Raw genomic sequence first — 21,764 nt, forward strand, 5'->3', positions numbered from 1 at the left:
GACACCGGCGCGTCGACCACCTGATCCACACTGGGCCGGTGCTTCTCGACACCACCGCCCACGCCCTGACCCACCGCCTCGCCGTCGAACAGTCCCGTGGCCGGGCGCCCTCGATGGTGGGAGCGGTGTCGCGGGGCGCCACGGTGCTGTGGAGCGGCGGGCGCGGAGAGGTCGACGGCGCGCCGCCCACCGACGACACCCAGTACCGCATCGGGTCCATCACGAAGACGTTCGTCGCGGTGCTGGTGCTCCGCCTGCGGGACGAGGGCCGGCTCGCGCTCGACGACCGCCTCGGCGACCACCTGCCCGACACCCCGGTCGCCGACGCGACGATCGCGCAGCTGCTCGCCCACTCCTCCGGCCTGCCGGCCGAGACCGGTGCTCCCTGGTGGGAGCGCTCCGACGGGTCCGTCCGGCCCGACCTCGCGAGCCTCGTCGCGGAGCCGCCGCTGCGTGCGCCGGGTCGTCGCCACCACTACTCGAACGTCGGGTACGGCCTGCTCGGAGCACTCGTCGGCCACCTGCGCGGCCACGACTGGTTCACCGCGGTCGGCACCGAGATCCTCGAGCCGATCGGGATGACGCGCACGACCTACCACCCGTCCGCCCCGCACGCGCACGGCTGGGCGGTCCACCCGTGGGCCGATCTCCTGCACCCCGAACCGGCCCACGATGCGGCGCTCATGGCGCCCGCCGGTCAGATGTGGTCGACGACGGCGGACCTCGCCCGCTTCGGCGCGTTCCTCCTGCACGGCGACGACCGGGTGCTCTCCGCACGCACCGTCGAGGAGATGCGCCGCCCCTCGGCGCCGTCCGAGGCCGGGGACGCCGACCGCTCCCACGGCCTGGGGCTGCAGCTGCTCCGCCACTCCGGGCGGGCGCTGGCCGGCCACACCGGGTCGATGCCGGGCTTCGTCGCGACGCTCTGGGTCGACCCCGCCGAGGACCTCGCGGCCGTCGCCTTCGCCAACGCCACGTCCGGACCGGCGATCGGTGGTCTCGTGGCCGAGCTGATCGGCATCGTCGCCGAGCGCGAGCCGCTCCTGCCCGAGCCGTGGCGACCCGCCGTCGTGACCGAGGAGGTCCTGGCGCTGCTCGGGCCCTGGTACTGGGGCGCGGCACCGATCGCGTTGCGTCTGCGCGGCACCGACGAGCTGACCGTCGGCGGGCTCGGCGGCGGGGCGCGGGCGTCGCGCTTCTCGCCGCGCCCGGACGGGACGTGGGTCGGCCTCGACGGCTACTACGCGGGGGAGACCCTCCGCGCGGTCCGGCACGCGGACGGGTCGGTGAGCCATCTCGACCTCGGCAGCTTCGTGTTCACCCGCGAGCCCTACGCCCCCGGCGAGGTCATCCCCGGAGGTGTTCCCGACGACGGGTGGGGCGCTACCCGCTGACGGCCGAGACCAGGCTGAACCCCGCCAGGACGATCATGACCACCGCGGCGATCCGCGTGAGCCAGGTCAGCGACAGGATCCGCTGCACCTTGCGGCCGCCGAGGATCGCGAGGCCGCCGACGGCCCACAACGCGAGGGTCGCGCCGACCCCGACGGCGAGCGGGTCCCGATAGTGCGCCGCGAGGTTGGCGGTGACGATCTGGGTGAGGTCCCCGAACTCCGCCACGAGGATGATGCCGAAGCTCGTGGCGGCGACCCGCCAACCGGCGACCGACGACGAGCCGGGAGTCGGCTCCTCCTCGCCCGCGTCCTCGCCGCGCGCCCCGCGCAGCAGCAGGACCGCGCCGATCAGGAACATCGCCCCGACCACGCCCTCGACGATCCGGTGCGGGAGCAGGGCGATGAGACTGCCCGCGGCGATGGCGAGACAGACGTGCACCAGGAAGGCGCCGGCGACCCCGACGAACACCGGTCGCGGGTCGTACCGACTGCCCAGCATCAGGCTCGCGAGGGCGGTCTTGTCCGGCAGTTCGGCCGGGAAGATGATCGCGAACACGAGGCCGGCGACGGCGAGGCTCACGGCTGGACCTCTCGGGACGTCACGCGACCGGACCGACCTCGGTGCGGCCGCGCGGGACGGCTGGGGCACCGAAGGTCTCGCCCACCCCGGATCGGGGCCACCGGGCCGGGCGGAGGACCGCCAGCATGTCGACACCGGTGCGGGGGGCTACTCCCCTTCGCTTCGGCAACGAACCGTACTCCTCGGGTCCACGCCTCGCGATCACCGGCGTCAGCATCTGCACATCGCGACGATTTGATGTGACACAACTCATCCGCCGCTAGCGTCGGGTGGCACCCGCCGACGGGTGCTCCACCACGAGGGGACGAGGCACATGGCCGACACCACCGCGGGCGCCGACGGCGATCAGGTCTTCCGCCTGACCTACCGGAGCCGGTTGCGCGTGCCGCCGCACGACCGCAAGGCCGAGCTGGGAGCCATCTTCAGCACCGCGCGCTCGAAGAACACGAAGTCGGGCATCACCGGCGCCCTGCTCGTGTGGGAGGACCAGGTCGTCCAGACGCTCGAGGGCGACGAGACCGCGGTGCGGGAGCTCTACGACGTGATCGAGCGCGACCCCCGGCACGACCGCGTCGAGATGCTCGGTACCGGGACGGCCGCCCGCGTGTTCGGCCGGTGGTCGATGGCACGGGTCACCGAGGACGGCGAGCCGGACATCCCCCTGCTGATGAACAAGGACAAGGGCGGCATCTCCCCGGCGGCACCCCGGCCCACGACGGCGGAGCAGGACGCCGCCCTCGACGCCATGCGCGAGCAGATCCGCGGCTGACCACTACCGTCGACCGGGTGGCGGAACTCCTGATCGCCCGCAACCCCGACCCGGACTCGACGCTTCCCTTCCTGCTCCGGGTCCCGACGGCGGGTGGGCTCGTCTTCCGCACGTCGGGGACGTGGCCCCCGGACGAAGGCGCTCTACTGCCACCCGGTCGGGCTCGACGAGTGGCCGGAGGATCCGGAGGTCGTCGAGCGCGTGCCACTGGTGTCCTGCTCCCGGACCGGCGCGGCGATCGACGTGATCGCCGACCGCCGCACCGAACGGCGATCGCAGATCGTGCACACGCGGGCCCGCGGGCGCGAGATGGTGTTCTGGCAGTCGCCCAACACCCGGAAGCAGGCGCGCCCGCAGGTCCGCACGCCGACCGCGCGGGCAGCCGGCACCGAGGCGGAGCTGGAGATCCTCGTCGACTCCCACGAGCGCTACGCCTACCGGTTCTCCGGGCAACAGGTCCGTACGACGAAGCGGACCCTGCGCTGCGGGGACTACGGCGTCGAGGTCGACGGGCGGGTCGTCGCGGCCGTCGAGCGGAAGTCGCTGCCCGACCTCGTGTCGAGCCTGACGAACTCGACGCTCCGGCACGCGGTGGCCGAGCTGGCCACGCTGCCCCGCGCGGCCGTCGTCGTGGAGGAGCGCTACTCGAAGGTCTTCGCGCTGGAGTACGTGCGGCCCGCTCTGGTCGCGGACGGGATCGCGGAGCTCGCCGTGCGCTACCCCGGGGTGCCGATCGTCTTCACCGACACCCGGGGCCTGGCGGAGGAGTGGACCTACCGCTTCCTCGCCGCGGCGTGGACCTGGGCGCAGGACGAGGCGGTCATCGGGGCGCGGATCCCGGGCGCCGCGTCCGAACTCGGGACCGCCGGCCCCGCGCGGGAGCCGACGACGGCCCAGGTCAGGTCGTGGGCGCGCTCCGCCGGGTGGGAGGTGCCGGACCGCGGCCGGCTCCGTCCGGAGGTCTGGGCGGCCTACCGGTCCGCGCACTAGAAGCGGTCGGGGTCCGCGCGCTCCCAGTCGTCGACCCAGCCCATCGGCGGCTCGGCGAGGAGCTGACCGGGGCGCAGCCACTCGTAGAGCTCGGCGTAGGAGCGCGTGTCGGTCGGGGTGATCCGGCGCCGGAGCATCCGCGGGTGCAGCTCGGCGGGGCACGAGGCACCGAGCGAGGCGGTCATGCGGGTCGCCTCCATGACGGTGGCCCGCTGGTAGCGGTGGACCCGGTGCAGCTTGTCGTCGACGACGAGCGCCCGGGCCCGCTTCGGGTCCTGCGTCGCGACGCCGACCGGGCACTGGTTGGTGTGGCAGCGCTGGCTCTGGATGCAGCCGGTCGCCATCATCATCGCCCGCGCCGAGTTGGTGTAGTCCGCGCCCTGGATGAGCCGCTTGACGATGTCGGTGCCGGTGGCGACCTTGCCCGAGGCCCCGATCCGCACGCGGTCGCGCAGGCCCGCGCCGACCAGCGCGTTGTGCACCAGGATCAGGCCCTCCGTGAGCGGCGTCCCCATGTGGTCCTCGTACTCCAGCGGCGCCGCACCGGTCCCGCCCTCGGACCCGTCGACGACGATGAAGTCCGGCGTGGTGCCCTCGTCGACCATGGCCTTCACGACGGCGAGCACGTCGACCCGGGTGCCCACGCACAGCTTGAAGCCCGCGGGCTTGCCGCCCGCCAGCTCCCGCATGTGCGCGATGAAGCGCACCAGCTCCCGTGGGGTGGAGAAGGCGGTGTGCCGGGACGGGCTGGTGACGGTCTCGCCCACCGGGACGGCCCGCGCCTCGGCGATCTCGGGGGTCACCTTCGGGCCGGGCAGCACGCCGCCGATCCCGGGCTTGGCGCCCTGGCTCAGCTTCAGCGACACGCACTTCACCGCGTGGTGGGAGGCCTTGTCGGCGAACTGGGCCGCGTCGAACCCGCCGTCGGGAAGCCTGGCGCCGAAGTAGCCGCTGCCGAGCTCCCAGATCAGATCCCCGCCGCGCTCGAGGTGGTATTTCGACAGTCCGCCCTCGCCGGTGTCGTGGGCGAAGCCGCCGAGCGCGGCCCCGGCGTTGAGGGCTCGGATCGCGTTCGCCGACAGCGACCCGAAGCTCATCGCCGAGACGTTGAGCAGCGCCATGTCGTAGGGCTTCGTGCAGTCCGGCCCGCCGACCCGGACGTAGTGCGGCTGCGCCGGCTCGTCAGCGGGGGCCGCGGAGTGCACGAGGTACTCGTAGCCGACCGCGTTGACGTCGAGCTCGGTGCCGAACGCCTTCTCCCCGGCGATCCCCTTGGCGCGTTCGTAGACGATCGTGCGGGTGTCGCGGGGGAAGGGGCGTCCGTCGACGTTGCGCTCGATGAAGTACTGCTGCAGCTCGGGGCGGATCTTCTCGAGCAGGAACCGCAGGTGCCCGATCACGGGGTAGTTGCGGAGGATCGAGTGCCGGGTCTGGACCACGTCGACGACCCCGACGACGAGCAGGACGCCGATCAGCCCGAGCAGCACCCACCACGCCGCGGAGCCGACCGCCGCCGCGAGGACCGTGAGCGCCCCGAGCACCACGAGGAACCCGAGGATGAAGAAGGCCAGCACGTGATCACGTTAGGGCGGGGTCGGGTCGCGGGCGCGCTGAGCAGGGGGACGACGGTGCCGGTGGGCGAATCGTCCGTGATTGTCGGACCCTCGAACTAGTATTCGAACCATGGCCGCCGTCGTGCTCACCGAGACCCCGGGCGGGGACCCGTTCGCCGGGGTCCCCGCCGGGCCGGTACTCGCTGCGGCGCTGGCGGCGGTGACGGTGTCCGACCTGCCCGGCGAGCACGTCGCGGCGTGGCTGCGGGCGAGTTTCCGGCAACGCAACCACGACGACGCGGTGTTCCTCGACGCGGTCCGCCAGACCTGCCGCTCCCGCGCCGGGACGTGTCGCCGGGTCCTCGACGACGGGTTCGCGCCGCGGGTCGTCGCGGCCAATCTGGGCTGGTCGGCGATCACCGCCTCGGCCCGCTACGGGCTGGCGCTGTTCGTGCTCGACGCCCACCCCGCCCTGGGCGCGGCGATGTCCAGCGGTGAGCTGGAGCAGCGCAAGGCCGAGATCTTCGAGGCGGCCACCGAGGGCCTCGCCGACCACCAGATCGCCGAGGTGATCCGGATCGTGCTGCCCGAGGCGCCGGGGCTGGCCTACCAGGCGCTGCGGGAACGGATCCTCGAGGTCGCCCGCGCCCTGGACCCGGCGTGGGCGGCGGCACGGCTCGCGGCGGCGGTCGCCCGGGCGCGGGTGGCGACCCGCCCCTCACCGTCGGGGGCGGTCGACCTGTGTGGCTACGACCTGCCCCCGGATCTGGCCCAGGACGCGAAGGCCCACCTCGACGCGCTGGCCGGGCCGGTGCAGGCGCGGCTGGCGTGGCTCGGGGTCGACCTCGGGATCGGGTTCATCTCCGCCCGCATCTTCACCCGGCTGCTCGACGGCACCCTCGCCGGCCTCGACGACCCGGGCGTGCAGGACGCCATCGTCGCCGAACTCGACGGCGCCGGGCCGCCACCCGCAGGCTTCGACGGCCCCGGCAGCCCTGGCCCGAACGACACCCCCGGGCCCGACGACAACGGCTCGGATGACAGCCCCGACGGTGGAGGGCCACCCGACGACAGCCCCTCCGAAGGCGGCTCGGATGGCGACGGCCCGGACGACCACGGCCTCGACGACCAGGGCCCGGACGATCAGGGTCCGGACGACGCCGGCCCGCTCGGCGGTGCTGCACCGGCCCGCTCCGGGAGAGACCTTCCAGATCGCAGGATCGGTCGACGCGAGCCCACGGTCGAGCCCTACCTCCCCGAGGTGGCGCTGCGGATGCGGCTGTCGACCATGCTCGGCCACGACGATCATCCCGCCGAACTACCCGCCCTCGGCGGCACCCTGCCCGAGATCGCCCGCCGCCGCGCCCACGACCTCGGCGCCGCCACCTGGCAGGTCCTCGTCCACGACGACCACGGCCACCTCACCCACCTCCTGGCCCTGCGCGCCCCACCCCACGCCGACCGCGACCCCCGACACCGCCGACGCACCGTGCAGATCACCGCCGGTGCGGCACTGCTCGACGCCCTCGAACAACAGGGACAGAACGACCCGTGGCTGGTCGCGCTGCTCGCCGCCTACCACCGATCCCGCGCCGCCGGGCCCGACGAGCACCCCGCCACCACCGGCCGCGACAGCGACCGACGCCTGCCCGGCGCCGCCCTCGCCCGCTGGATCGACGCCCGCGACCCCGTCTGCGTCGCCCCCGGCTGCCGCACCCTCGCCCGGCGCTGCGAACACGACCACACCCGCGACTGGCAGGACGGCGGCCGCACCCGCGCCGACGGCCTGGCCAACCTCTGCACAGCCGACCACCGCGCCAAACATGCCTGCGGCTGGACGCACGAACAACCGGCCCCCGGCCGGTTTACCATCTCCGACCCCACCGGCACCGTCCACCACACCGAGAGTCGCGTCGTTCGCCCCCTACCCGACCCGATGCCCGCCCACCGCACCCACGACCGGACCGACCACTATGACCAGCGCGACCACGTCTCGAGCACCGCGGGCGGCACCCTCGAATACCTGCACGCCACCCGCCCCGCCCGCCGAACGACAGCACCCGCGCAGGACGACGACCCACCCTTCTGAGGGTCGACTCAGCCCCGGCCGAGGTAGGGCATCGTCGTCGCCATGACCGTCAGGAAGGGGACGTTCGCGTCGAGCGGCAGCCCGACCATGTAGCGGACCGCGTCGGCGACGTGCTCGGCCTCGAAGGTCGGCTCGACCATCCGCTCGCCGTTCGGCTGCACGATCCCCTCCCGCATGCGGGCGGTCATGTCGGTGGCGGCGTTGCCCACGTCGAACTGCCCGCAGGCGATCCCGAACGGCCGCCCGTCCAGGGCGATCGTCTTCGTCATCCCCGTGATCGCGTGCTTGGTCGCGGTGTAGGCGATTCCGCCCGGCCGTCCGACGTGCGCCGCGATCGAGCCGTTGTTGACGATGCGTCCGCCCTGCGGGTCCTGGGCGCGCATGATCCGAAAGGCCTCGCGCGCGCAGAGGAACGAGCCGGTGAGGTTGACCCCGACCGTCGCGTTCCAGCCCTCCACGTCGACCTCGTCGGGGGTGCCCACCGGTCCGGTCATCCCGGCGTTGTTCACGAGCAGGTCGAGCCGCCCCCACCGGTCGAGCACGGCCCGGAAGAGCGCCGCCACGGCGTCGGCGTCCGCCACGTCGGTCGGAACGACGAGCGCGTCGTCGCGCCCACCGGCCGTCTCCTCCAGCGCCTCCGTCCGGCGACCGGCCAGCGCGACCCGCCACCGGTCGTCGAGCAGGGCCCGCGTGATCACCCGTCCCAGCCCGGAGCCCGCTCCGGTGACGACGGCGATCCCGGGCGCGGTGTGGCTGACCATGGCGTCACCCTGGCACGGGGTCGCGAATCTTCAATCCCGACGATGGGCCACGTCCCTAGCGTCCGCGTCATGCAGACCAGCGGCACCTTCGAGGTGACCCTCTTCGAGGCCGTCGACGTCCCCCTGGCCCCACCGGTCGAGACTGCCCTCCCGATCGGGGTCGCCCGGATGACCAAGACCTACGCCGGAGGGGTGACCGGGCACTCGGCGACGGTCTTCACCTCGGCGTACGGCGGCGAGGTCGGGACCTACGTCGCGCTCGAGGCGTTCGAGGGGACGCTCGACGGGCGGAGCGGGACGTTCGCCTACGTGCACTCCGCCTCGACCGGCGGCACCGACCGCAGCGACACGTTCTTCCGCATCGTCGCGGGCAGCGGGACCGGCGACCTCACCGGTATCCACGGGGGCGGGAGCCTCACGGTCGACGATGACGGCACACACCTAGTGGACTTCGACTACGAGTTGAACTGAGAACGTCACTCGTTCGAGTGGCAACGGCTAACGAGCGTCTCGCTGCACCGATGCAGAGGGTGAACGGTCGGGAGTCACCCGACCAGGTCGTCGGGGGATGATCGTGATGGCGCGCTGCCGGTGTGGGGCCTCGCTGGTTCCGGATCTGCACTTCTGCGTGAGCTGCGGCGCGCGCCGAACCGCGGTCGCCCCGCGCGTCCCGGCGATGGCCGGGCCGGGCTACCCGGCGCCCGCGGCGATGCCCACCCCGCCGCCCGCGGCGATGCCCACCCCGCCGCCCGCGCCGAGGCCGCCCAGCCCCATGGCGTCACTCCCGAACGTCGCCGTGCCGATGACGGCCGCCCCGTTCGGTCACCCGCCGATGCCGATGACCCACCCCGGGCCGGCCGTCACCCCGCACCGCTCGAACGCGCCGTGGATCGTCGCGGGGGTCTCCGCCGCGGTCGCCGCCGTGCTGCTCGCTCTCGGACTGCTGCTGGCTCTGCGGCCCGCCGACCCGACGACGGTCGCGGTGCCGGCCCCGGTCGCCGTGCCGACGGTGACGGTCGGCGTGCCGGTCGCGCGGGAGGCGTCGAGCGGAACCGACACCGGGACGAGCACCGACCCGTCGTCCGGAACGGACTCCGCGGCCGCCGCGACCCTGCAGGGCCTCGTGGAGTCGGACCGGTCGACGGTGGAGGGTGTCGTCGGCTCCTGGGTGCCCCAGCTGTCGGCGAAGCACGAGGGCACGAAGGCCGACGGCATCACCTACGACGACGCGTCGATCCTGTCCCACTACTCCTCGCTCGCCGCTCGCTACCCGTCGGCGGCCGTCCTGTGGTCCGGCGACTGGCCGGTGTTCAACGGCAGCGACTACTGGGTGGTCGTCTACCCGCAGTCCTTCACGACGGCGGCCGCGGCCAACGCCTGGTGCGACGCCCAGGGCTTCCCCGCCGACGACTGCCTCGCGAAGAAGCTGTCGCACTCGGGCGGTCCCGCCGGCACCACCGTGCCGCGGTCCTGAGACGCCTGCGAGAAGGAGATCGCGACCATGAACACCCTCGCCCGCGACGACGCTCCCACCGTCCGACTTCCGATCCAGCGCCCTGCGGTCGGCGGCCGCCACGCCCGCCCCGAGGGCTGGGCCCCGCCCGCCGCTCCGTTCCCCTCTGCCCACCTGACCTCCGCCTACCTGCACCCCACGGAGGCGCCGGCCGGACTCGGGATGGCGTGGGCCCACGGCGGCGGACCGACAGGGGCCAGGACGCCTCTCGGTCGGCGGTTGGAGGAGGCGTTCGGCCCGAACGGGCTGCACGAGATTCCACCGCCGATCCGCCGGCACCCGCGGATCGCTTTCGCGGTCCTGGGCGGATTCGTCCTCTCCGCCGTCATCCTGCTGGCCACGCTCGCGATGCCCGGGACGATGACGGTGCAGGGCGCGTTCACGGCGCATGGCAGCGCGCCGCTAGCCAGCGGGGCGGAATGCTGGTCGGGGCTGTATGCGCCGGGCACGCCGGTCACGGTCGTGGACGGGCGTGGCGCGCTCGTCGCCACGGGCAGGCTCGACAGCGGGCAGGTCACCACCGACAGCACCAGCGCCTACGGGCGCTACGGCTACGCGACCGACTGCACGTTCTCCTTCACCGTTTCCGGCGTGCCCACGGGTGAGGACGCGTACGGCATCCGGATCGGGTCGATGCGCAACACCGTCGTCTTCTCCGAGGCCGAGATGGCGGACTCCCCGGCCATCGAGACGACGAACTGATCTCAGTGGCACCGGGATGAGCTGACAGCACCGGATGCCGCTGAAGTCGGGTCGGCCCGACGTCAGGAACCTCCGGGGGAGGGCCGCGACGCCGCGACTGCGGCCGCCACGTCGATCCGCTCCACCCGGGCCTCGACGCCCTGCAGCCCCACGAGGCTGACCAGCGCGAACAGCAGGTAGACCGCGTCGGCCTCGCGCAGCGCCAGGCTGACGAAGCTGAGGGTGTAGGCCACGTACATCGGGTCGCGGAGCCGGCCGTAGATGCCGCCCTCGGCGAAGCGGGCCCGCCCGAAGAAGTTGCCGTTGAACAGCGCCTGGGCGCCCAGGGCCCGGATCGCCTGCCCGAAGATCAGGGTGGCGGCGAGGCTCACCGCCAGCCCGATCGGTCGCACCCACACCGGCAGCGGCCACGAGATCTCCGGGCCCTCCAGCACCAGCACCACGATCAGCACGATCGCCGCGCCCCACACGGCGACCAGCAGGGCGATGTGGGCGGGCCAGGCCCGGCGTCCGAACACCCGGTCGTAGAACCGGTGGCGCTTCTGGGTCCACACCGCGACGCAGTTGACCGCGATGGCCCCCGCGAGGGCCGCGAGCGCGATCCAGAGCATGGAGGTCCCACCGGTCGGGGTCGTCGGCGTGAGTCAACTTATAGTGCGCTGCTGTGAACGGAGCAGCCGAGGTGGGGCAGCCGGCCCCGGACTTCACGCTCGAGGGCACGGACGGCCCCTTCACCCTCTCCGAGCACCGTGGCGAGCGGGTCGTGCTGCTCTTCTACACGATGGACCGCGGCTCGGTCTGCGCTCGCCAGTTCCGCTCCTACGCGGCCAACCAGGACGCCCTGGACGAGCTCGGCGCCACCGTCGTCGGGATCAACGGCCAGGGCCTGGAGTCCCACCGCCGCTTCGTCCGGCGGGACGACCTCACCGTCCCGCTGCTCTCCGATCCCGACCTCACGGTGGCCGCGGCGTACGGGGCGGCGGTCCCGGTGGTGGGGACGCGGCGCTCGGTGATGGTCGTCGACGAGGACGGCCTCCTGCGCCACCGCCACGTGCATACCGTCGGGTTCGGCTTCGCCACCGTCGCCGACCTCCGCCGGGTCCTGGCGGACCTGGACTGATCGGACTCTCGCCTACGGTGGAGGTGTGACACGCCTGGCGCTGTGCGGGGGGATCTACTCGAACCCCTACGCCCTGCGCGCCTTCGTGGCCGACGCCCGCCGTCGGGGGGCCGAGCGCCTGATCTGCCTCGGCGACCTCGGCGCCTACGGGGCCGAACCCGAGGCGGTGTGGCCGCTGCTCGAGGAGCACGGGGTCGAGTGCATCGCCGGCAACTACGAGGTCGCGATCGGCTCCCGCCAGGCCGACTGCCTGTGCGGCTACACCGACGACACCGACAACGTCTTCGGGCAGATCGCCTACGACTACACCTTCGCGCACACCTCCGAGGCGTTCGCGTCCTGGATGACCACGCTGTCCACCGAGCGGCGTCTCGCCGTCGGGGGCGTCGACCTGCACCTCGTCCACGGGTCACCGCTCGCGCTCAACGACTTCTGGTGGGAGTCGCTCGACGACGACGCCCACCGCCTGCGGGCCGACGCCTCGGGCGCGGACGTCGTCTGCTGCACCCACTCCGGCCTCCCGTGGACCCGGACGATCACGCGCTCCGACGGCGGCGAGACGCTCGCGGTCAACGTCGGGGTGCTCGGACGTCCGGCCAACGACGGCGGGCGCCACGTCTGGTACGCCCTGCTCGATCTCGACGACGGGTCCGCGTCCGTCGAGCTGGTCCCGCTGGACTACGACTGGCGCGCGCAGGCGGCCTCGATCCGGGCCGCCGGCCTACCGGAGGCGTTCGCCGAGGTGATCGAGACCGGGTGGTGGACCTCCTGCCTGGAGATCCTTCCGCCCACGGAACGTTCCCGCGGCCGCTTCCAGCTCTACCGCTCGGTGCTGGCGCAGCTGAGCGGCGAGGAGCCGGCGCCCTCCGAGCGACCCGTCGTCCCGCTGTTCGGCTCCGCGCTCTTCCCCGACCGGCTCTGGATCTACACGAACTTCGACTGCAACCTCGCCTGCGGCTACTGCTCGGTGGCCTCCTCCCCGCGGGCGGTCCCGCGGCGACTCGGCCTCGACCGCTTCACCGCGCTGGTGGACGAGGCCGTCGACGCCGGGGTCGGCGAGATCTACGTGACCGGGGGCGAGCCGTTCCTGGAGCCCGACCTCGTCGAGATGCTGCTCTACGCCTCCGAGCGGCTCCCGGTCGTCTGCCTGACGAACGGGATGCTCTACCGCGGCCGCCGTCGGCAGGAGCTCGGGCGCCTCGCGGGTCGCCCCGGGCTGACACTGCAGACCTCGCTCGACGGCACCGAGGCCGCCCACGACGCGCAACGCGGCCGCGGCTCCTGGGCCCGCGCGCTCGCGGGGGTCGACGTCGCCCGGTCGTTGGGCCTCCCGGTCCGGGTGGGGATGACCGAGACGAGCGCCAACGCGGGTCAGGGCGACGCGCTGCGCGACCTCCTCGCACGCCACGACGTCGCCCCGGACCAGGTGGCGGTCCGGCCGCTCGTGGCCCGCGGGCACTCCACCGACGGGATGCCGGTCGACCAGGCCGGCACCGTCCCCGAACTCACCGTCGCCGCCGACGGCTGGTTCTGGCACCCGGCCGGGGCCGACCGGGCGACCTCGCCCGACCTGCTCGTCGGCGGCCCGGAGCTGTCGCTGGTCGAGGCCCGCCGTCGGGTCGTGGAGCGCTTCCTGACCCTCCGGCAGCGCGACGGGTCGCTGCCGACGATCTACCGGTGCGCGGTCTGAGCACCGTGCCCACCGTCTCGATCGTCGTCCCGGTCCGCGACGAGGAGGCGGGGATCGAGCGGACGCTCCGGGGCCTCCGGGCGTCGTTCGCCGACTGCGAGCTGATCGTCGTCGACGGCGGGAGCCGCGACGCCACGGTGGCGCGGGCGGAACCGTTCGCCATGGTCGTCCACGCGGACGGCGGGCGCGGGCCGCAGCTCAACGCGGGTGCGGCGGCGGCGCGGGGCGAGGTCCTCTGGTTCGTGCACGCCGACGCCGAGGTGGATCCGCGGGCGTTGCCCCTGCTGCGGGCGGCGCTCGCGGACCCCCGGGTCGTCGGCGGGGGCTGCCGGCTGCGCTTCGACCGTGACGGCCCGGTGCTGCGGTGGCTGCAGTGGACCTCGAACCTGCGGGCCCGGTACCTGCACTGGATCTTCGGCGACCAGGCGATGTTCGTCCGGCGCACCGTGTTCGACGAGGTGGGCGGCTTCCCGGCGATCCCGATCATGGAGGACCTCGAGATGTCCCGGCGCCTCGCCCGCCGTGGGCGCCTCGCGGTCCTGCCGACGACGTGTACGGCCTCCGCCCGACGACTGGTGGAGCAGGGGCCGTTCCGGATGCTGGTGCTCATGCAGGTCTACAAGCTGCAGTACCTCCTCGGCACCGAGCCCGAGGTCATCCGCCGCCGCTACGAGGCGCAGCGCCGATGACCCATGACCTGCTCGTGATCGGCGCCGGCGCCGGCGGACTCTCCGCCGCCCGCGCCGGGGTCCGCGCGGGGCTCTCGACCGCCCTGGTGACGGACGGTCCGATCGGCGGCGACTGCACGTTCACCGGCTGCGTGCCCTCGAAGACGCTGCTCGCCGCGGCGGCCGCGGGGACCGGGGCCGCCGACACGTTCGCCCGGGTGCGGGCGACCGTCGCCCGGGTCGCCGCCACCGAGACCGCGACGGTCCTGCGCGGCGAGGGCGTCGACGTCGTCGAGGGGCGGGCGGGCTTCACCGGCGACCGGCGGATCACGGTCGGGGGCAGCGTCCTCTCGGCGCCCCGCGTCGTCCTCGCCACCGGAGCGGATCCGCTGCTCCCGGACCTGCCCGGGCTCGCGGCCGCCCGCCCGCTGACCACCGACACCGTCTTCGCGCTCGAGGACGCCCCGCAGACGCTGGTGGTCCTGGGGGCGGGGCCCGCCGGGTGCGAGCTCGCCCAGGCGTTCGCGCGGCTCGGCACCACCGTCACGCTCGTCGATCGCGCACGGCAGGTGCTCCCCGGCCTCGACGCCGACGCGGGCGCGGTGGTCGCCGACGCGTTGCGGCGGGACGGCGTCGATCTGCGGCCCGGCACCACCCCCGACGGGGTCGAGGCGCTGCCGGGCGACCGGGTGCGGGTGGCGGGGATCGAGGCCGACCGCCTCCTCGTCGTCGCGGGCCGACGCCCCACGACGACGGGCCTCGCCCTCGACCGAGCAGGGGTCGCCGTCGACCTTCGCGGCGCCGTCGTCGTCGACGGGCACCTGGCCACCACCGCGCCCGGCGTCTTCGCGGTCGGCGACGTCACCGGGCTCTCGCCCCTCACCCACGCCGCCGACGAGATGGGACGGCTCGCCGTCGGGAACCTCGGCCGACCGCGGTGGCGGCGGCACCGCTTCCGCGCCGACCGCATCCCCCGCGCGGTGTTCACCGACCCGGAGGTGGCCACCGTCGGCCTCCCCGAGGACGAGGCCGGACCGGACGCGTGGGTCGCGGAGATCCCGCTGTCCGCCGTGGACCGGGCCGTCACCGCGGGACGGGAGGACGGGTTCGTCCGCCTCGTCGCCGGCCCGCTGCCCGGGACCTCGCGCCTGACCCGCGACGGGCTGCGGCGCGTCGGCGGGGGACGGCTGCTCGGTGCGACGATCGTGGCGGCGCACGCGGGGGAGATGATCGCGGAGGTGGCACTGGCGATGCGGATCGGTGCGGTCACGGGACGCCTCGCGCAGACCGTCCACGCCTACCCGACGTGGACCCTCGCCGTCCGCCAGGCCGCGGCGGCGCTCGCCACCGGCAGCGGCCCCGGCGTCACGCTCCGGCGGGCGGGCCGGCGGTGAGGCGGCTCCGCGCCTGGTGGCGGAGCACCCGACCCGCCGACCCGGAGTTCGTCGCGGCCCTCGCCCGGCGCTGGGCCGAGCTCCCCGCGATCGCACGGACCCCGGCGCAGGTCATCGGACGGCACGCCGTCGGCTGCGAGGGCACCCACGGCGTCTTCCCGCGCTGCAACCTGTCCTGCACCCCCTGCTACCACTCCCGCGACGCCAACCGGGTGCGGACCGACGGCGCCCACACCGTGGGCGAGGTCGACGCGCAGATGGCCCTGCTGCGCCGTCGCCGGGGCCCCGTCGCGCACGCGCAGCTCATCGGCGGGGAGGTGACGCTGCTCGGCCCGGACGACCACGCCGCCGCGCTCCTGACGATGCGCGGTCACGGCCGCGAGCCGATGAGCATGACCCACGGCGACCTCGACGACGACTACCTGGAACGCCTCGCGCTCGGCCCCGACGGACGCCGGCGCCTGCGCCGGATCTCGTTCGCCGGGCACTTCGACTCGCTCATGACGGGCCGGCGCGGCATCCCCCGTCCGCCCGACGAGGCGTCCCTGCACCCCTACCGGCGCGCCTTCGTGGAGCGCTTCGAGCGCCTGCGCCGCGAGCACGGCGTGCGCTTCTTCGTGGCCCACACGATGACGGTGTCGCCCGCCAACCTCGCCGAGGTCGCCGAGGTCGCACACGCGGCCGGCCGCATGGGGTTCGGCATGCTCGCCTTCCAGCCCGCCGCCTTCGTCGGGGACCACCGTCGCTGGCACGAGCCCTACCGCGCCATGACCGACGACGACGTCTGGGCCGAGATCGAGCGCGGCCTCGGCGCCCGGCTGGACCACACGTTCGTCCAGCACGGGGACCTGCGGTGCAACCGCGTCGTCTACGGCTTCTGGGTCGGCGAACGGTGGTACCCGCTCGCCGACGGCGACGACCCGCGCGACCTCGCCGCCCGCGACGCGTTCCTCGAGCACTTCGGGCCGGTGAACTTCATCGGGTCGAGCGCCCCGGTCCTCCTGGTGAAGGTCCTCCGGGTGGTGCTCCGGCATCCCCGGACCGTGCCGATCGCGCTCGGCTGGTCCCGACGACGGGTGCTGGCGGTGGGAGACGGAGCGGAGCGGAGCTCGACCCTCAGCGGTCTGCGCCGCGTGCTCCGGCACGGGGCCCGGCCGATGTCGGTGGTGATGCACTCGTTCATCGATGCCGCCGACGTCGCGCCCGCCTGGGAGGCGACGCAGCGCGGGGAGGTCGCCGCCGACCCGTCCGTGCGCGACATCCAGGAGCGGCTCGCCGCCTGTCACTACACGATGGCCCATCCTGACGACGGGTCGCTGGTCCCGGCGTGCGTCCAGCACTCCGTGCTCGACCCGGGGGAGAACGCCGAGCTCCGGCGACTGCTGCCGATCACGCCGGTGCGCCGCTGATGCCCCGGCTGCGGACCGACCCGGTGGACCTCGCCGGCCTGGTGCTCCCCGACGTCCGCGACGGTCGCGTGGTCGACCTCGGGGCCCTGGACGGTCCGGCCGCCCTCGTGGTGATCCGGCACCGGCATTGACTGCCCTGCCAGCACCATCTGGTCCAGGTGGCCACGGAGGCCTCGGCCGCAGGTGACGTCCCCGTCGTCGCGGTGGGGTTCGAGGCCCCCGGCGACCTCGCTCCGCTCGTCGACCACCTCGGGTGGACCGCGCCGTTCCTGGCCGACCCCGCACGCCGACTCCACGCCCGCCTCGGCATGGGGCGGGCGCCCTGGTGGCGGGTGTGGTCACCGCGCACGCTGGCCTTCTACCGCCGCGCGGCGCGGACCGGGCCGGTGCCCGTGGGCCGGGTCGACGTGCACCAGATGGGCGGGGACGCCGTGGTCGTCGACGGCGTCGCGGTCCGGCGCTGGCTGCCGCGCACGCCGGTGGACCGGGTCAACCCCGCCGTCGTGGTGGCGGCGGCGCGAGCTCAGACCGAGAGCATGTAGAGCATGCCGAGCGCGAGCACGGCCAGGGCGATCGGCACCACGGCGTCGGCGCGGGTGGTGGTCGGAGCCGCCAGACCGTCGGACGTCGGACGACCGCTCGGGTCGACGAGCGTCCGGGAGGCCCGCTGCGGGGCGCCGCGCAGCGCCCGGACGGCGACGGTGAGCCGCAGCGCGACCTGCACCGCGAGGTAGCAGGCGAAGAGCACGCAGACGATCACCGGCCGGACGTCCGCCGGGATCTGGATGTAGGCCAGCGTGACCACGTCGACCACCGCGATCACCCAGGGCGCGGTGATCCCGCCCCGGAATCCGGCGACGACGACGGTCGCGAGCCCGATCAGCGCGATCACGAACACGGTCAGTGCCGCACCGTTGAAGCCCGGGGTGTCCATCGGGTTGGCCGCGTACATGACGACCATGCAGGCCGCGGCGCCCGCGTACACGGCGTGCCAGGCCCGGGGGCGACCGGTCACCCGGGCCGCGGCGAGGGCCAGGACCACGAGGACACCGAGGAGGAGCACCACCCAGACCGCCCGCCACCACGTGGGGAGGAGTACGTCCGCCGTCGGATACATCGTGGGCCTCCCGGTCGCACGCCACTGGTCCGTCCAGCGGAAGCTACGCCAATCGGACAGACGTTAGCGCTCAGCCCACCAGGGCCCGGAACCGCTGCATGCGCTTCCCGCCCGGGTTGAGGCTCGTGTGGGACGGCATCCGCATCACCGAGATCCGGCGGGTCCACACCCCTCCCGGGTGGCCCGCCGCGACGACCGCCGCGGTGATCCGCTCGACCATCGCGGGTTCGAAGGTGCGCGCCCGCGGGTGGGGGTGGCAGAAGTACATCCGGTGGGTCCGGCCCTCGACGGTGAGGTCGCAGACCGGGAGCCCGGCGACCTCCGGCCAGGCGTGGTCGGCCGCTCCCAGGTCCCCCGAGCAGACCACGCCGGCCACCGTCGCGAGCACGAACGTGGTGCCGCGGACCAGGAACAGGGCCGGCTCGAACGAACTCGCGTCCAGGACGACGCGGCGGACCTTCGGGTCCCACCACACCGGAGACTCGACGTCGTAGTCGCCCTCGTCCATGCGCGGGATCGGACCACACCTGGACCGGCGGCGGCCATCGCGGGCGCACCGGGGCCGGTGGCGGGTCGTTGGGGTCAGCGATCACCCTCCCGGGGGAGACGCGGTGGTGGGTCCGGCCCGGCGACGCTCGTGGCGACGGACGACGTCGAGCGAGGAGGAGCGGGATGCTCGCAGCGGTACACCAGGGGTTGGTCTCCGACCCGGGCGCGCCCTGCTGGGCCCGGTCCGCGGTCGGACTCGCGGTGGCGCTGATCTGCTGGCTCGGCTTCCTCGGCGTGCGGACCTCCTACCGCTACCACCAGGACGGCCGGGTGGGCACCGCGCGCGCCACGGGAGCGGCGGTGGCCGTGGGGGTACTCGCCGCGCTGGCGCTCGTGTGGGTGGGCTTCACCCACCTCTTCCCCGCCTGAGCCCCGGCGTCCGGGGGTGACCGACCCCCCAAGGGGTACGGCATGTCCTCCCTGAGGCAGATGTTCGGCTGCTGTCCCACGCCGACCATGGTCGTCGGGGGTCCGTGGCCGCGCGCACACACGGGCCTCCGCTCCGTGAGGGCCCCTCGGTCGGCGTGTCTCCGTCCGACACCCCCTCGTAGGGCGAGGTTCTCTGCCCCTTTCGGCAGGGACGACGTGACGTCGGTGTGACGTCCACGTTGAGCGCGACGTGATCCGCACAGCATCTGCGTGGGTCTCTCGAGAGGAGGAAGCCCAGTGAGCACCGACACCAGCAGGCTGGACGGCGGCTCGGTGCCCGGGACCGCGGGAGCCATCCCCGACACCCGGGAGCGCAGCTCGACGCTGACCCCGCCGCGGTGGATCGGGAAGTCGCTGGACCCGCTCGTCACCATCGGCGAGATCTTCCGCCTCGGTTTCCGCGTCTTCGGGATGGCGATCCGGCAGCCCTACGGCTATTGGGCCGACACCCGCGACCAGAGCTACAGCATCCTCAAGCTGTGCTGGTTCCCGATGGCGGTGGCCACCTTCGGGTTCGGCTTCGGGGCCCCCGGCCTGTCCGGCGGCGCGATCTTCCACATCTTCGGCATCCCCTCCCGGCTCGGCTCCTTCTTCGTGTTCGCGAGCATCCGGGAGTTCGCCCCGTTCATCGACGGCATGGTGGTCGCCGGCGTGGTCGGGACGGCGGTCACCGCCGACCTCGGCGCCCGCAAGATCCGCGAGGAGCTCGACGCCATGGAGGTCCTCGGCGTCGACCCGGTGCGGACGCTGGTCCTCCCGCGGGTCCTCGCCATCACCTTCATGACGGCGATCTTCGACATCATGGCGCTGATCATGGGTCTGGTGAGCGGCTACCTCGCCGCCGGTCCGGTGTTCGGGGCCAACCTGCCCGCCTACATCGCGAGCATGTACGACCTGCTCAACCTGCCCGACGTCATCGCGAGCCTCGGGAAGGCCGCGGTGTTCGGGCTGGTGATCGGGGTGGTCTCCACCTACATGGGCCTGAACGTCAAGGGCGGCTCGATCGGCGTCGGTCGCGCCGTGAACCAGTCCGTCGTCATCGCCTTCGCCGGCGTCTGGATCGTGAACTTCGTGTTCACGAGCCTGCTGCTCGGCCTCAGCCCGTCGCTCTACGTCTTCAAGTGAGGGGGGCAGCATGAGCATCGACGACCAGACGAGACAGCTCGACCGGGAGAGCGCGCCGAACCGGGCGCCCAAGCCGGAGCCGGTCACCGTCTCCTTCTCCACCCTGGGTGCGAAGGTCAGGGACGGTCTCCACGTCGCCGGCGAGATCGGCGTCTTCGTCCAGGGCACCATCCGCGACTTCCCGGACATGATCCGGCGCTACGTCCCGGAGATGTTCCGCCAGCTCGGCCTCCTGATCATCTCCAGCGCCCTCGTGCTCTGGATGATGATGTTCATCATGGGGCTGGAGTGCGGCCTCGAGGCCGGCTACGTCCTCAAGCAGATCGGCGCCCCGCTGTACTCCGGCGTGTTCAACGCCTACTGCGGCCTGCGCGAGTGTTCGGTCTACATGTGGGGCTGGATCCTCGCGGCCAAGGTCGGCTGCGGCTACGTCGCCGAGATCGGCTCCATGCGCATCTCCGACGAGATCGACGCCATGGAGGTCATGGGCGTCAAGTCCAAGAGCTACCTGGTCGGTACGCGCATCGCCTCCGCGATGATCGCCTTCCCGTTCCTCTGGGCCACGGGCCTCGGGATGCTCTACCTGGGCCAGTACCTGATGACGGTGGTCAACATCGGCGAGGTCTCGCCCGGTGGCTACTTCTACATCTTCTGGCTCTATCAGAGCCCCTACGACCTCTTCGCCTCACTCACGAAAGTGATGGTGGAATCGCTCGTCATCTGCGGAGTCGGCCTCTACTACGGCTACAACGCGAGTGGCGGACCCGTCGGGGTGGGTCAGGCGACAGCGAAATCGATGATTCTCAACATGGTGCTGATCTCGGTGATCGGCGCACTCGGGACACTGTTCTTCTGGGGCATCGACGTGAACGCGCCGATCTCCAACTGACCGTTCCGGAAATCTAGGCACGACCCAGGTCCAGGGGACCTCGAGGGGTTCCCCTGGGGCTGGGTCGTGCCTTTTTTCGTTTGTCCACTGAATGTCGTACCCACTCGCGAACATTCCGTAACTCTCGTCGTCCCCCGTCGTTTGACGGGAAAAGGCGCTCCCGGAGGGCAGTCATGTCGGAAACCGAACCCATCCCCATGAACACGGCCCGGGGCGTGCAGCAGCAGGGCCCCACGCAGTCGAGCAGCGGCAAGGTCCCGGGCACCACGAGCAAGCTGCAGGTGCACAACCTGTCGAAGTCGTTCGGGTCGTCCCAGGTCATGAAGAACATCAACTTCGACTTCGTCGAGAACTCGATCACGACCGTGCTCGGGCCCTCGGGCACGGGCAAGAGCGTGCTGATCAAGCACCTCGTCGGCCTGCTCGAGCCGGACACCGGCGAGGTCCTGGTCGACGGCGACGACATCTGGGCGATGTCCGAGGACGAGCGCTACTCCATGCGCACGCGGTTCGGCGTGTGCTGGCAGGACGGCGCGCTCTTCGGGTCGATGAACCTCTACGACAACACGGCCTTCCCGCTCCGCACGCACACCAAGATGTCGGAGTCGGAGATCGAGGCGAAGGTCATGCCGCTCCTCGAGGAGGTCGGTCTCGGCCATTCCGCCCACAAGGCTCCGAACGAGATCTCCGGCGGTATGAAGAAGCGCGCCGGCTTCGCGCGGGCGATGGTGATGGACCCCGAGTTCGTCATCTTCGACGAGCCCGATTCGGGTCTCGACCCGGTTCGCACCAGCCTGCTCTGCGACATCATCCTCGATGTCCACTCCCGCCACGGCGGCACGTATCTGCTGGTCACTCACGACATGGCGACCGCGCGCAAGGTCAGTGACTACATCGGCGTCATCTGGAAGGGCGAGGTCGTGCACTACGGCCCCGCCAAGGAAGCCTTCGAACTCGAAGACCCGTTCGTCAAGCAGTTCCTCGCCGGCGACTCGGCCGGCCCCCTCGGAATGGACTGACCGA

General features: G+C 73.0%; 24 protein-coding genes. 18 read left to right on the top strand and 6 right to left on the bottom strand.

Annotated features, from left to right (window positions below):
- The first annotated feature begins 38 nt into the window (after positions 1-38).
- The gene (locus BJ983_RS24305) at positions 39-1,394 is read left to right on the top strand and encodes a serine hydrolase domain-containing protein (protein WP_343054337.1); all 1,356 of its coding nucleotides are present in this window, start codon (positions 39-41) and stop codon (positions 1,392-1,394) included.
- On the opposite strand, the gene BJ983_RS32540 is transcribed toward BJ983_RS24305, so the two are convergent.
- Positions 1,384-1,974 (bottom strand): TMEM165/GDT1 family protein, encoded by a 591-nt coding sequence (locus BJ983_RS32540; RefSeq protein ID WP_179796158.1) that lies wholly within the window; start codon positions 1,972-1,974, stop codon positions 1,384-1,386. The genes BJ983_RS24305 and BJ983_RS32540 overlap by 11 nt on opposite strands.
- A gap of 313 nt (positions 1,975-2,287) precedes the next feature.
- Here BJ983_RS32540 and BJ983_RS24315 point away from each other — a divergent pair, with 313 nt between their 5' ends.
- On the top strand, positions 2,288-2,743 hold the full coding sequence (locus tag BJ983_RS24315) for a BLUF domain-containing protein (RefSeq protein WP_179796159.1): 456 nt from the start codon (positions 2,288-2,290) through the stop codon (positions 2,741-2,743).
- A gap of 93 nt (positions 2,744-2,836) precedes the next feature.
- Positions 2,837-3,733, top strand: coding sequence for an ERCC4 domain-containing protein (locus BJ983_RS24320; protein ID WP_218890453.1), 897 nt, complete (start codon positions 2,837-2,839; stop codon positions 3,731-3,733).
- On the opposite strand, the gene BJ983_RS24325 is transcribed toward BJ983_RS24320, so the two are convergent.
- Positions 3,730-5,307 carry a glutamate synthase-related protein gene (locus BJ983_RS24325; protein WP_179796160.1) on the bottom strand — a complete coding sequence of 526 codons (1,578 nt, stop codon included), beginning with the start codon at positions 5,305-5,307 and terminating at the stop codon, positions 3,730-3,732. The two genes, BJ983_RS24320 and BJ983_RS24325, sit on opposite strands and share 4 nt — an antisense overlap.
- Before the next feature lie 109 nt (positions 5,308-5,416).
- On the opposite strand from BJ983_RS24325, the gene BJ983_RS24330 reads away from it, so the two are divergent.
- Complete coding sequence (locus BJ983_RS24330; protein ID WP_179796161.1) at positions 5,417-7,375, top strand: HNH endonuclease signature motif containing protein; 1,959 nt, start codon at positions 5,417-5,419, stop codon at positions 7,373-7,375.
- An 8-nt stretch (positions 7,376-7,383) separates the two neighbouring features.
- Here the strand turns inward: BJ983_RS24330 and BJ983_RS24335 are convergent, their stop codons facing one another.
- Entirely contained in the window at positions 7,384-8,136 is a 753-nt protein-coding gene (locus BJ983_RS24335; RefSeq protein ID WP_179796162.1) for an SDR family oxidoreductase, read from the bottom strand.
- Between the two features lie 69 nt (positions 8,137-8,205).
- Between BJ983_RS24335 and BJ983_RS24340 the strand changes: the two genes are divergently transcribed.
- The 3 genes from BJ983_RS24340 (at position 8,206) to BJ983_RS24350 (ending at position 10,351) form a co-directional block, all read left to right on the top strand.
- Positions 8,206-8,607 carry a DUF3224 domain-containing protein gene (locus tag BJ983_RS24340; RefSeq protein WP_179796163.1) on the top strand — a complete coding sequence of 134 codons (402 nt, stop codon included), beginning with the start codon at positions 8,206-8,208 and terminating at the stop codon, positions 8,605-8,607.
- A 97-nt stretch (positions 8,608-8,704) separates the two neighbouring features.
- A complete protein-coding gene (locus tag BJ983_RS24345) occupies positions 8,705-9,610 on the top strand; it encodes a hypothetical protein (protein WP_179796164.1) in 906 nt (301 codons plus the stop codon).
- Between the two features lie 258 nt (positions 9,611-9,868).
- On the top strand, positions 9,869-10,351 hold the full coding sequence (locus tag BJ983_RS24350; RefSeq protein ID WP_218890455.1) for a hypothetical protein: 483 nt from the start codon (positions 9,869-9,871) through the stop codon (positions 10,349-10,351).
- 62 nt (positions 10,352-10,413) lie between these two features.
- On the opposite strand, the gene BJ983_RS24355 is transcribed toward BJ983_RS24350, so the two are convergent.
- Complete coding sequence (locus BJ983_RS24355) at positions 10,414-10,962, bottom strand: methyltransferase (protein WP_179796166.1); 549 nt, start codon at positions 10,960-10,962, stop codon at positions 10,414-10,416.
- Positions 10,963-11,015: 53 nt separating this feature from the next.
- On the opposite strand from BJ983_RS24355, the gene BJ983_RS24360 reads away from it, so the two are divergent.
- Genes BJ983_RS24360 through BJ983_RS24385 form a run of 7 tightly spaced genes read left to right on the top strand, consistent with a single transcriptional unit; the run spans position 11,016 to position 17,174 of the window.
- Positions 11,016-11,471: a redoxin domain-containing protein gene (locus BJ983_RS24360; RefSeq protein ID WP_179796167.1), complete on the top strand. Its 456-nt coding sequence runs from the start codon at positions 11,016-11,018 to the stop codon at positions 11,469-11,471.
- Between the two features lie 25 nt (positions 11,472-11,496).
- Complete coding sequence (locus BJ983_RS24365; protein WP_179796168.1) at positions 11,497-13,161, top strand: radical SAM protein; 1,665 nt, start codon at positions 11,497-11,499, stop codon at positions 13,159-13,161.
- The gene (locus BJ983_RS24370; RefSeq protein WP_179796169.1) at positions 13,149-13,850 is read left to right on the top strand and encodes a TIGR04283 family arsenosugar biosynthesis glycosyltransferase; all 702 of its coding nucleotides are present in this window, start codon (positions 13,149-13,151) and stop codon (positions 13,848-13,850) included. Before BJ983_RS24365 ends, BJ983_RS24370 begins: the two co-directional genes overlap by 13 nt.
- Complete coding sequence (locus BJ983_RS24375; protein WP_179796170.1) at positions 13,847-15,223, top strand: dihydrolipoyl dehydrogenase family protein; 1,377 nt, start codon at positions 13,847-13,849, stop codon at positions 15,221-15,223. The genes BJ983_RS24370 and BJ983_RS24375 overlap by 4 nt, the downstream gene beginning before the upstream one ends.
- A complete protein-coding gene (locus BJ983_RS24380) occupies positions 15,220-16,632 on the top strand; it encodes a radical SAM family protein (RefSeq protein WP_179796171.1) in 1,413 nt (470 codons plus the stop codon). Before BJ983_RS24375 ends, BJ983_RS24380 begins: the two co-directional genes overlap by 4 nt.
- A complete protein-coding gene (locus tag BJ983_RS31850) occupies positions 16,632-16,763 on the top strand; it encodes a hypothetical protein (RefSeq protein ID WP_281376295.1) in 132 nt (43 codons plus the stop codon). Before BJ983_RS24380 ends, BJ983_RS31850 begins: the two co-directional genes overlap by 1 nt.
- Before the next feature lie 27 nt (positions 16,764-16,790).
- The gene (locus tag BJ983_RS24385; RefSeq protein ID WP_179796172.1) at positions 16,791-17,174 is read left to right on the top strand and encodes an AhpC/TSA family protein; all 384 of its coding nucleotides are present in this window, start codon (positions 16,791-16,793) and stop codon (positions 17,172-17,174) included.
- Here BJ983_RS24385 and BJ983_RS24390 read toward each other — a convergent pair.
- A complete protein-coding gene (locus BJ983_RS24390; protein ID WP_179796173.1) occupies positions 17,156-17,749 on the bottom strand; it encodes a hypothetical protein in 594 nt (197 codons plus the stop codon). The genes BJ983_RS24385 and BJ983_RS24390 overlap by 19 nt on opposite strands.
- Before the next feature lie 70 nt (positions 17,750-17,819).
- Entirely contained in the window at positions 17,820-18,257 is a 438-nt protein-coding gene (locus BJ983_RS24395; RefSeq protein WP_179796174.1) for a hypothetical protein, read from the bottom strand.
- Between the two features lie 164 nt (positions 18,258-18,421).
- On the opposite strand from BJ983_RS24395, the gene BJ983_RS24400 reads away from it, so the two are divergent.
- The 4 genes from BJ983_RS24400 (at position 18,422) to BJ983_RS24415 (ending at position 21,760) form a co-directional block, all read left to right on the top strand.
- Positions 18,422-18,667: a hypothetical protein gene (locus tag BJ983_RS24400; RefSeq protein WP_179796175.1), complete on the top strand. Its 246-nt coding sequence runs from the start codon at positions 18,422-18,424 to the stop codon at positions 18,665-18,667.
- A gap of 297 nt (positions 18,668-18,964) precedes the next feature.
- Positions 18,965-19,852: an MlaE family ABC transporter permease gene (locus tag BJ983_RS24405; protein ID WP_343054338.1), complete on the top strand. Its 888-nt coding sequence runs from the start codon at positions 18,965-18,967 to the stop codon at positions 19,850-19,852.
- 10 nt (positions 19,853-19,862) lie between these two features.
- Positions 19,863-20,741, top strand: coding sequence for an ABC transporter permease (locus BJ983_RS24410; protein ID WP_179796176.1), 879 nt, complete (start codon positions 19,863-19,865; stop codon positions 20,739-20,741).
- A gap of 197 nt (positions 20,742-20,938) precedes the next feature.
- Positions 20,939-21,760 (top strand): ABC transporter ATP-binding protein, encoded by an 822-nt coding sequence (locus BJ983_RS24415; protein WP_179796177.1) that lies wholly within the window; start codon positions 20,939-20,941, stop codon positions 21,758-21,760.
- Positions 21,761-21,764 lie beyond the last annotated feature (4 nt).

This window comes from Actinomycetospora corticicola (genome assembly GCF_013409505.1).
Taxonomy (GTDB): Bacteria; Actinomycetota; Actinomycetes; order Mycobacteriales; family Pseudonocardiaceae; genus Actinomycetospora; species Actinomycetospora corticicola.

Excerpts from the sequence above, each read along its gene's own strand:
- BJ983_RS24315 (WP_179796159.1), top strand. The coding sequence starts at position 2,288 with ATGGCCGACACCACCGCGGGCGCCGACGGCGATCAGGTCTTCCGCCTG.
- BJ983_RS24330 (WP_179796161.1), top strand. The coding sequence starts at position 5,417 with ATGGCCGCCGTCGTGCTCACCGAGACCCCGGGCGGGGACCCGTTCGCC.
- BJ983_RS24335 (WP_179796162.1), bottom strand. The coding sequence starts at position 8,136 with ATGGTCAGCCACACCGCGCCCGGGATCGCCGTCGTCACCGGAGCGGGC.
- BJ983_RS24340 (WP_179796163.1), top strand. The coding sequence starts at position 8,206 with ATGCAGACCAGCGGCACCTTCGAGGTGACCCTCTTCGAGGCCGTCGAC.
- BJ983_RS24345 (WP_179796164.1), top strand. The coding sequence starts at position 8,705 with ATGATCGTGATGGCGCGCTGCCGGTGTGGGGCCTCGCTGGTTCCGGAT.
- BJ983_RS24355 (WP_179796166.1), bottom strand. The coding sequence starts at position 10,962 with ATGCTCTGGATCGCGCTCGCGGCCCTCGCGGGGGCCATCGCGGTCAAC.
- BJ983_RS24375 (WP_179796170.1), top strand. The coding sequence starts at position 13,847 with ATGACCCATGACCTGCTCGTGATCGGCGCCGGCGCCGGCGGACTCTCC.
- BJ983_RS31850 (WP_281376295.1), top strand. The coding sequence starts at position 16,632 with ATGCCCCGGCTGCGGACCGACCCGGTGGACCTCGCCGGCCTGGTGCTC.
- BJ983_RS24390 (WP_179796173.1), bottom strand. The coding sequence starts at position 17,749 with ATGTATCCGACGGCGGACGTACTCCTCCCCACGTGGTGGCGGGCGGTC.
- BJ983_RS24395 (WP_179796174.1), bottom strand. The coding sequence starts at position 18,257 with ATGGACGAGGGCGACTACGACGTCGAGTCTCCGGTGTGGTGGGACCCG.
- BJ983_RS24400 (WP_179796175.1), top strand. The coding sequence starts at position 18,422 with ATGCTCGCAGCGGTACACCAGGGGTTGGTCTCCGACCCGGGCGCGCCC.
- BJ983_RS24410 (WP_179796176.1), top strand. The coding sequence starts at position 19,863 with ATGAGCATCGACGACCAGACGAGACAGCTCGACCGGGAGAGCGCGCCG.
- BJ983_RS24415 (WP_179796177.1), top strand. The coding sequence starts at position 20,939 with ATGAACACGGCCCGGGGCGTGCAGCAGCAGGGCCCCACGCAGTCGAGC.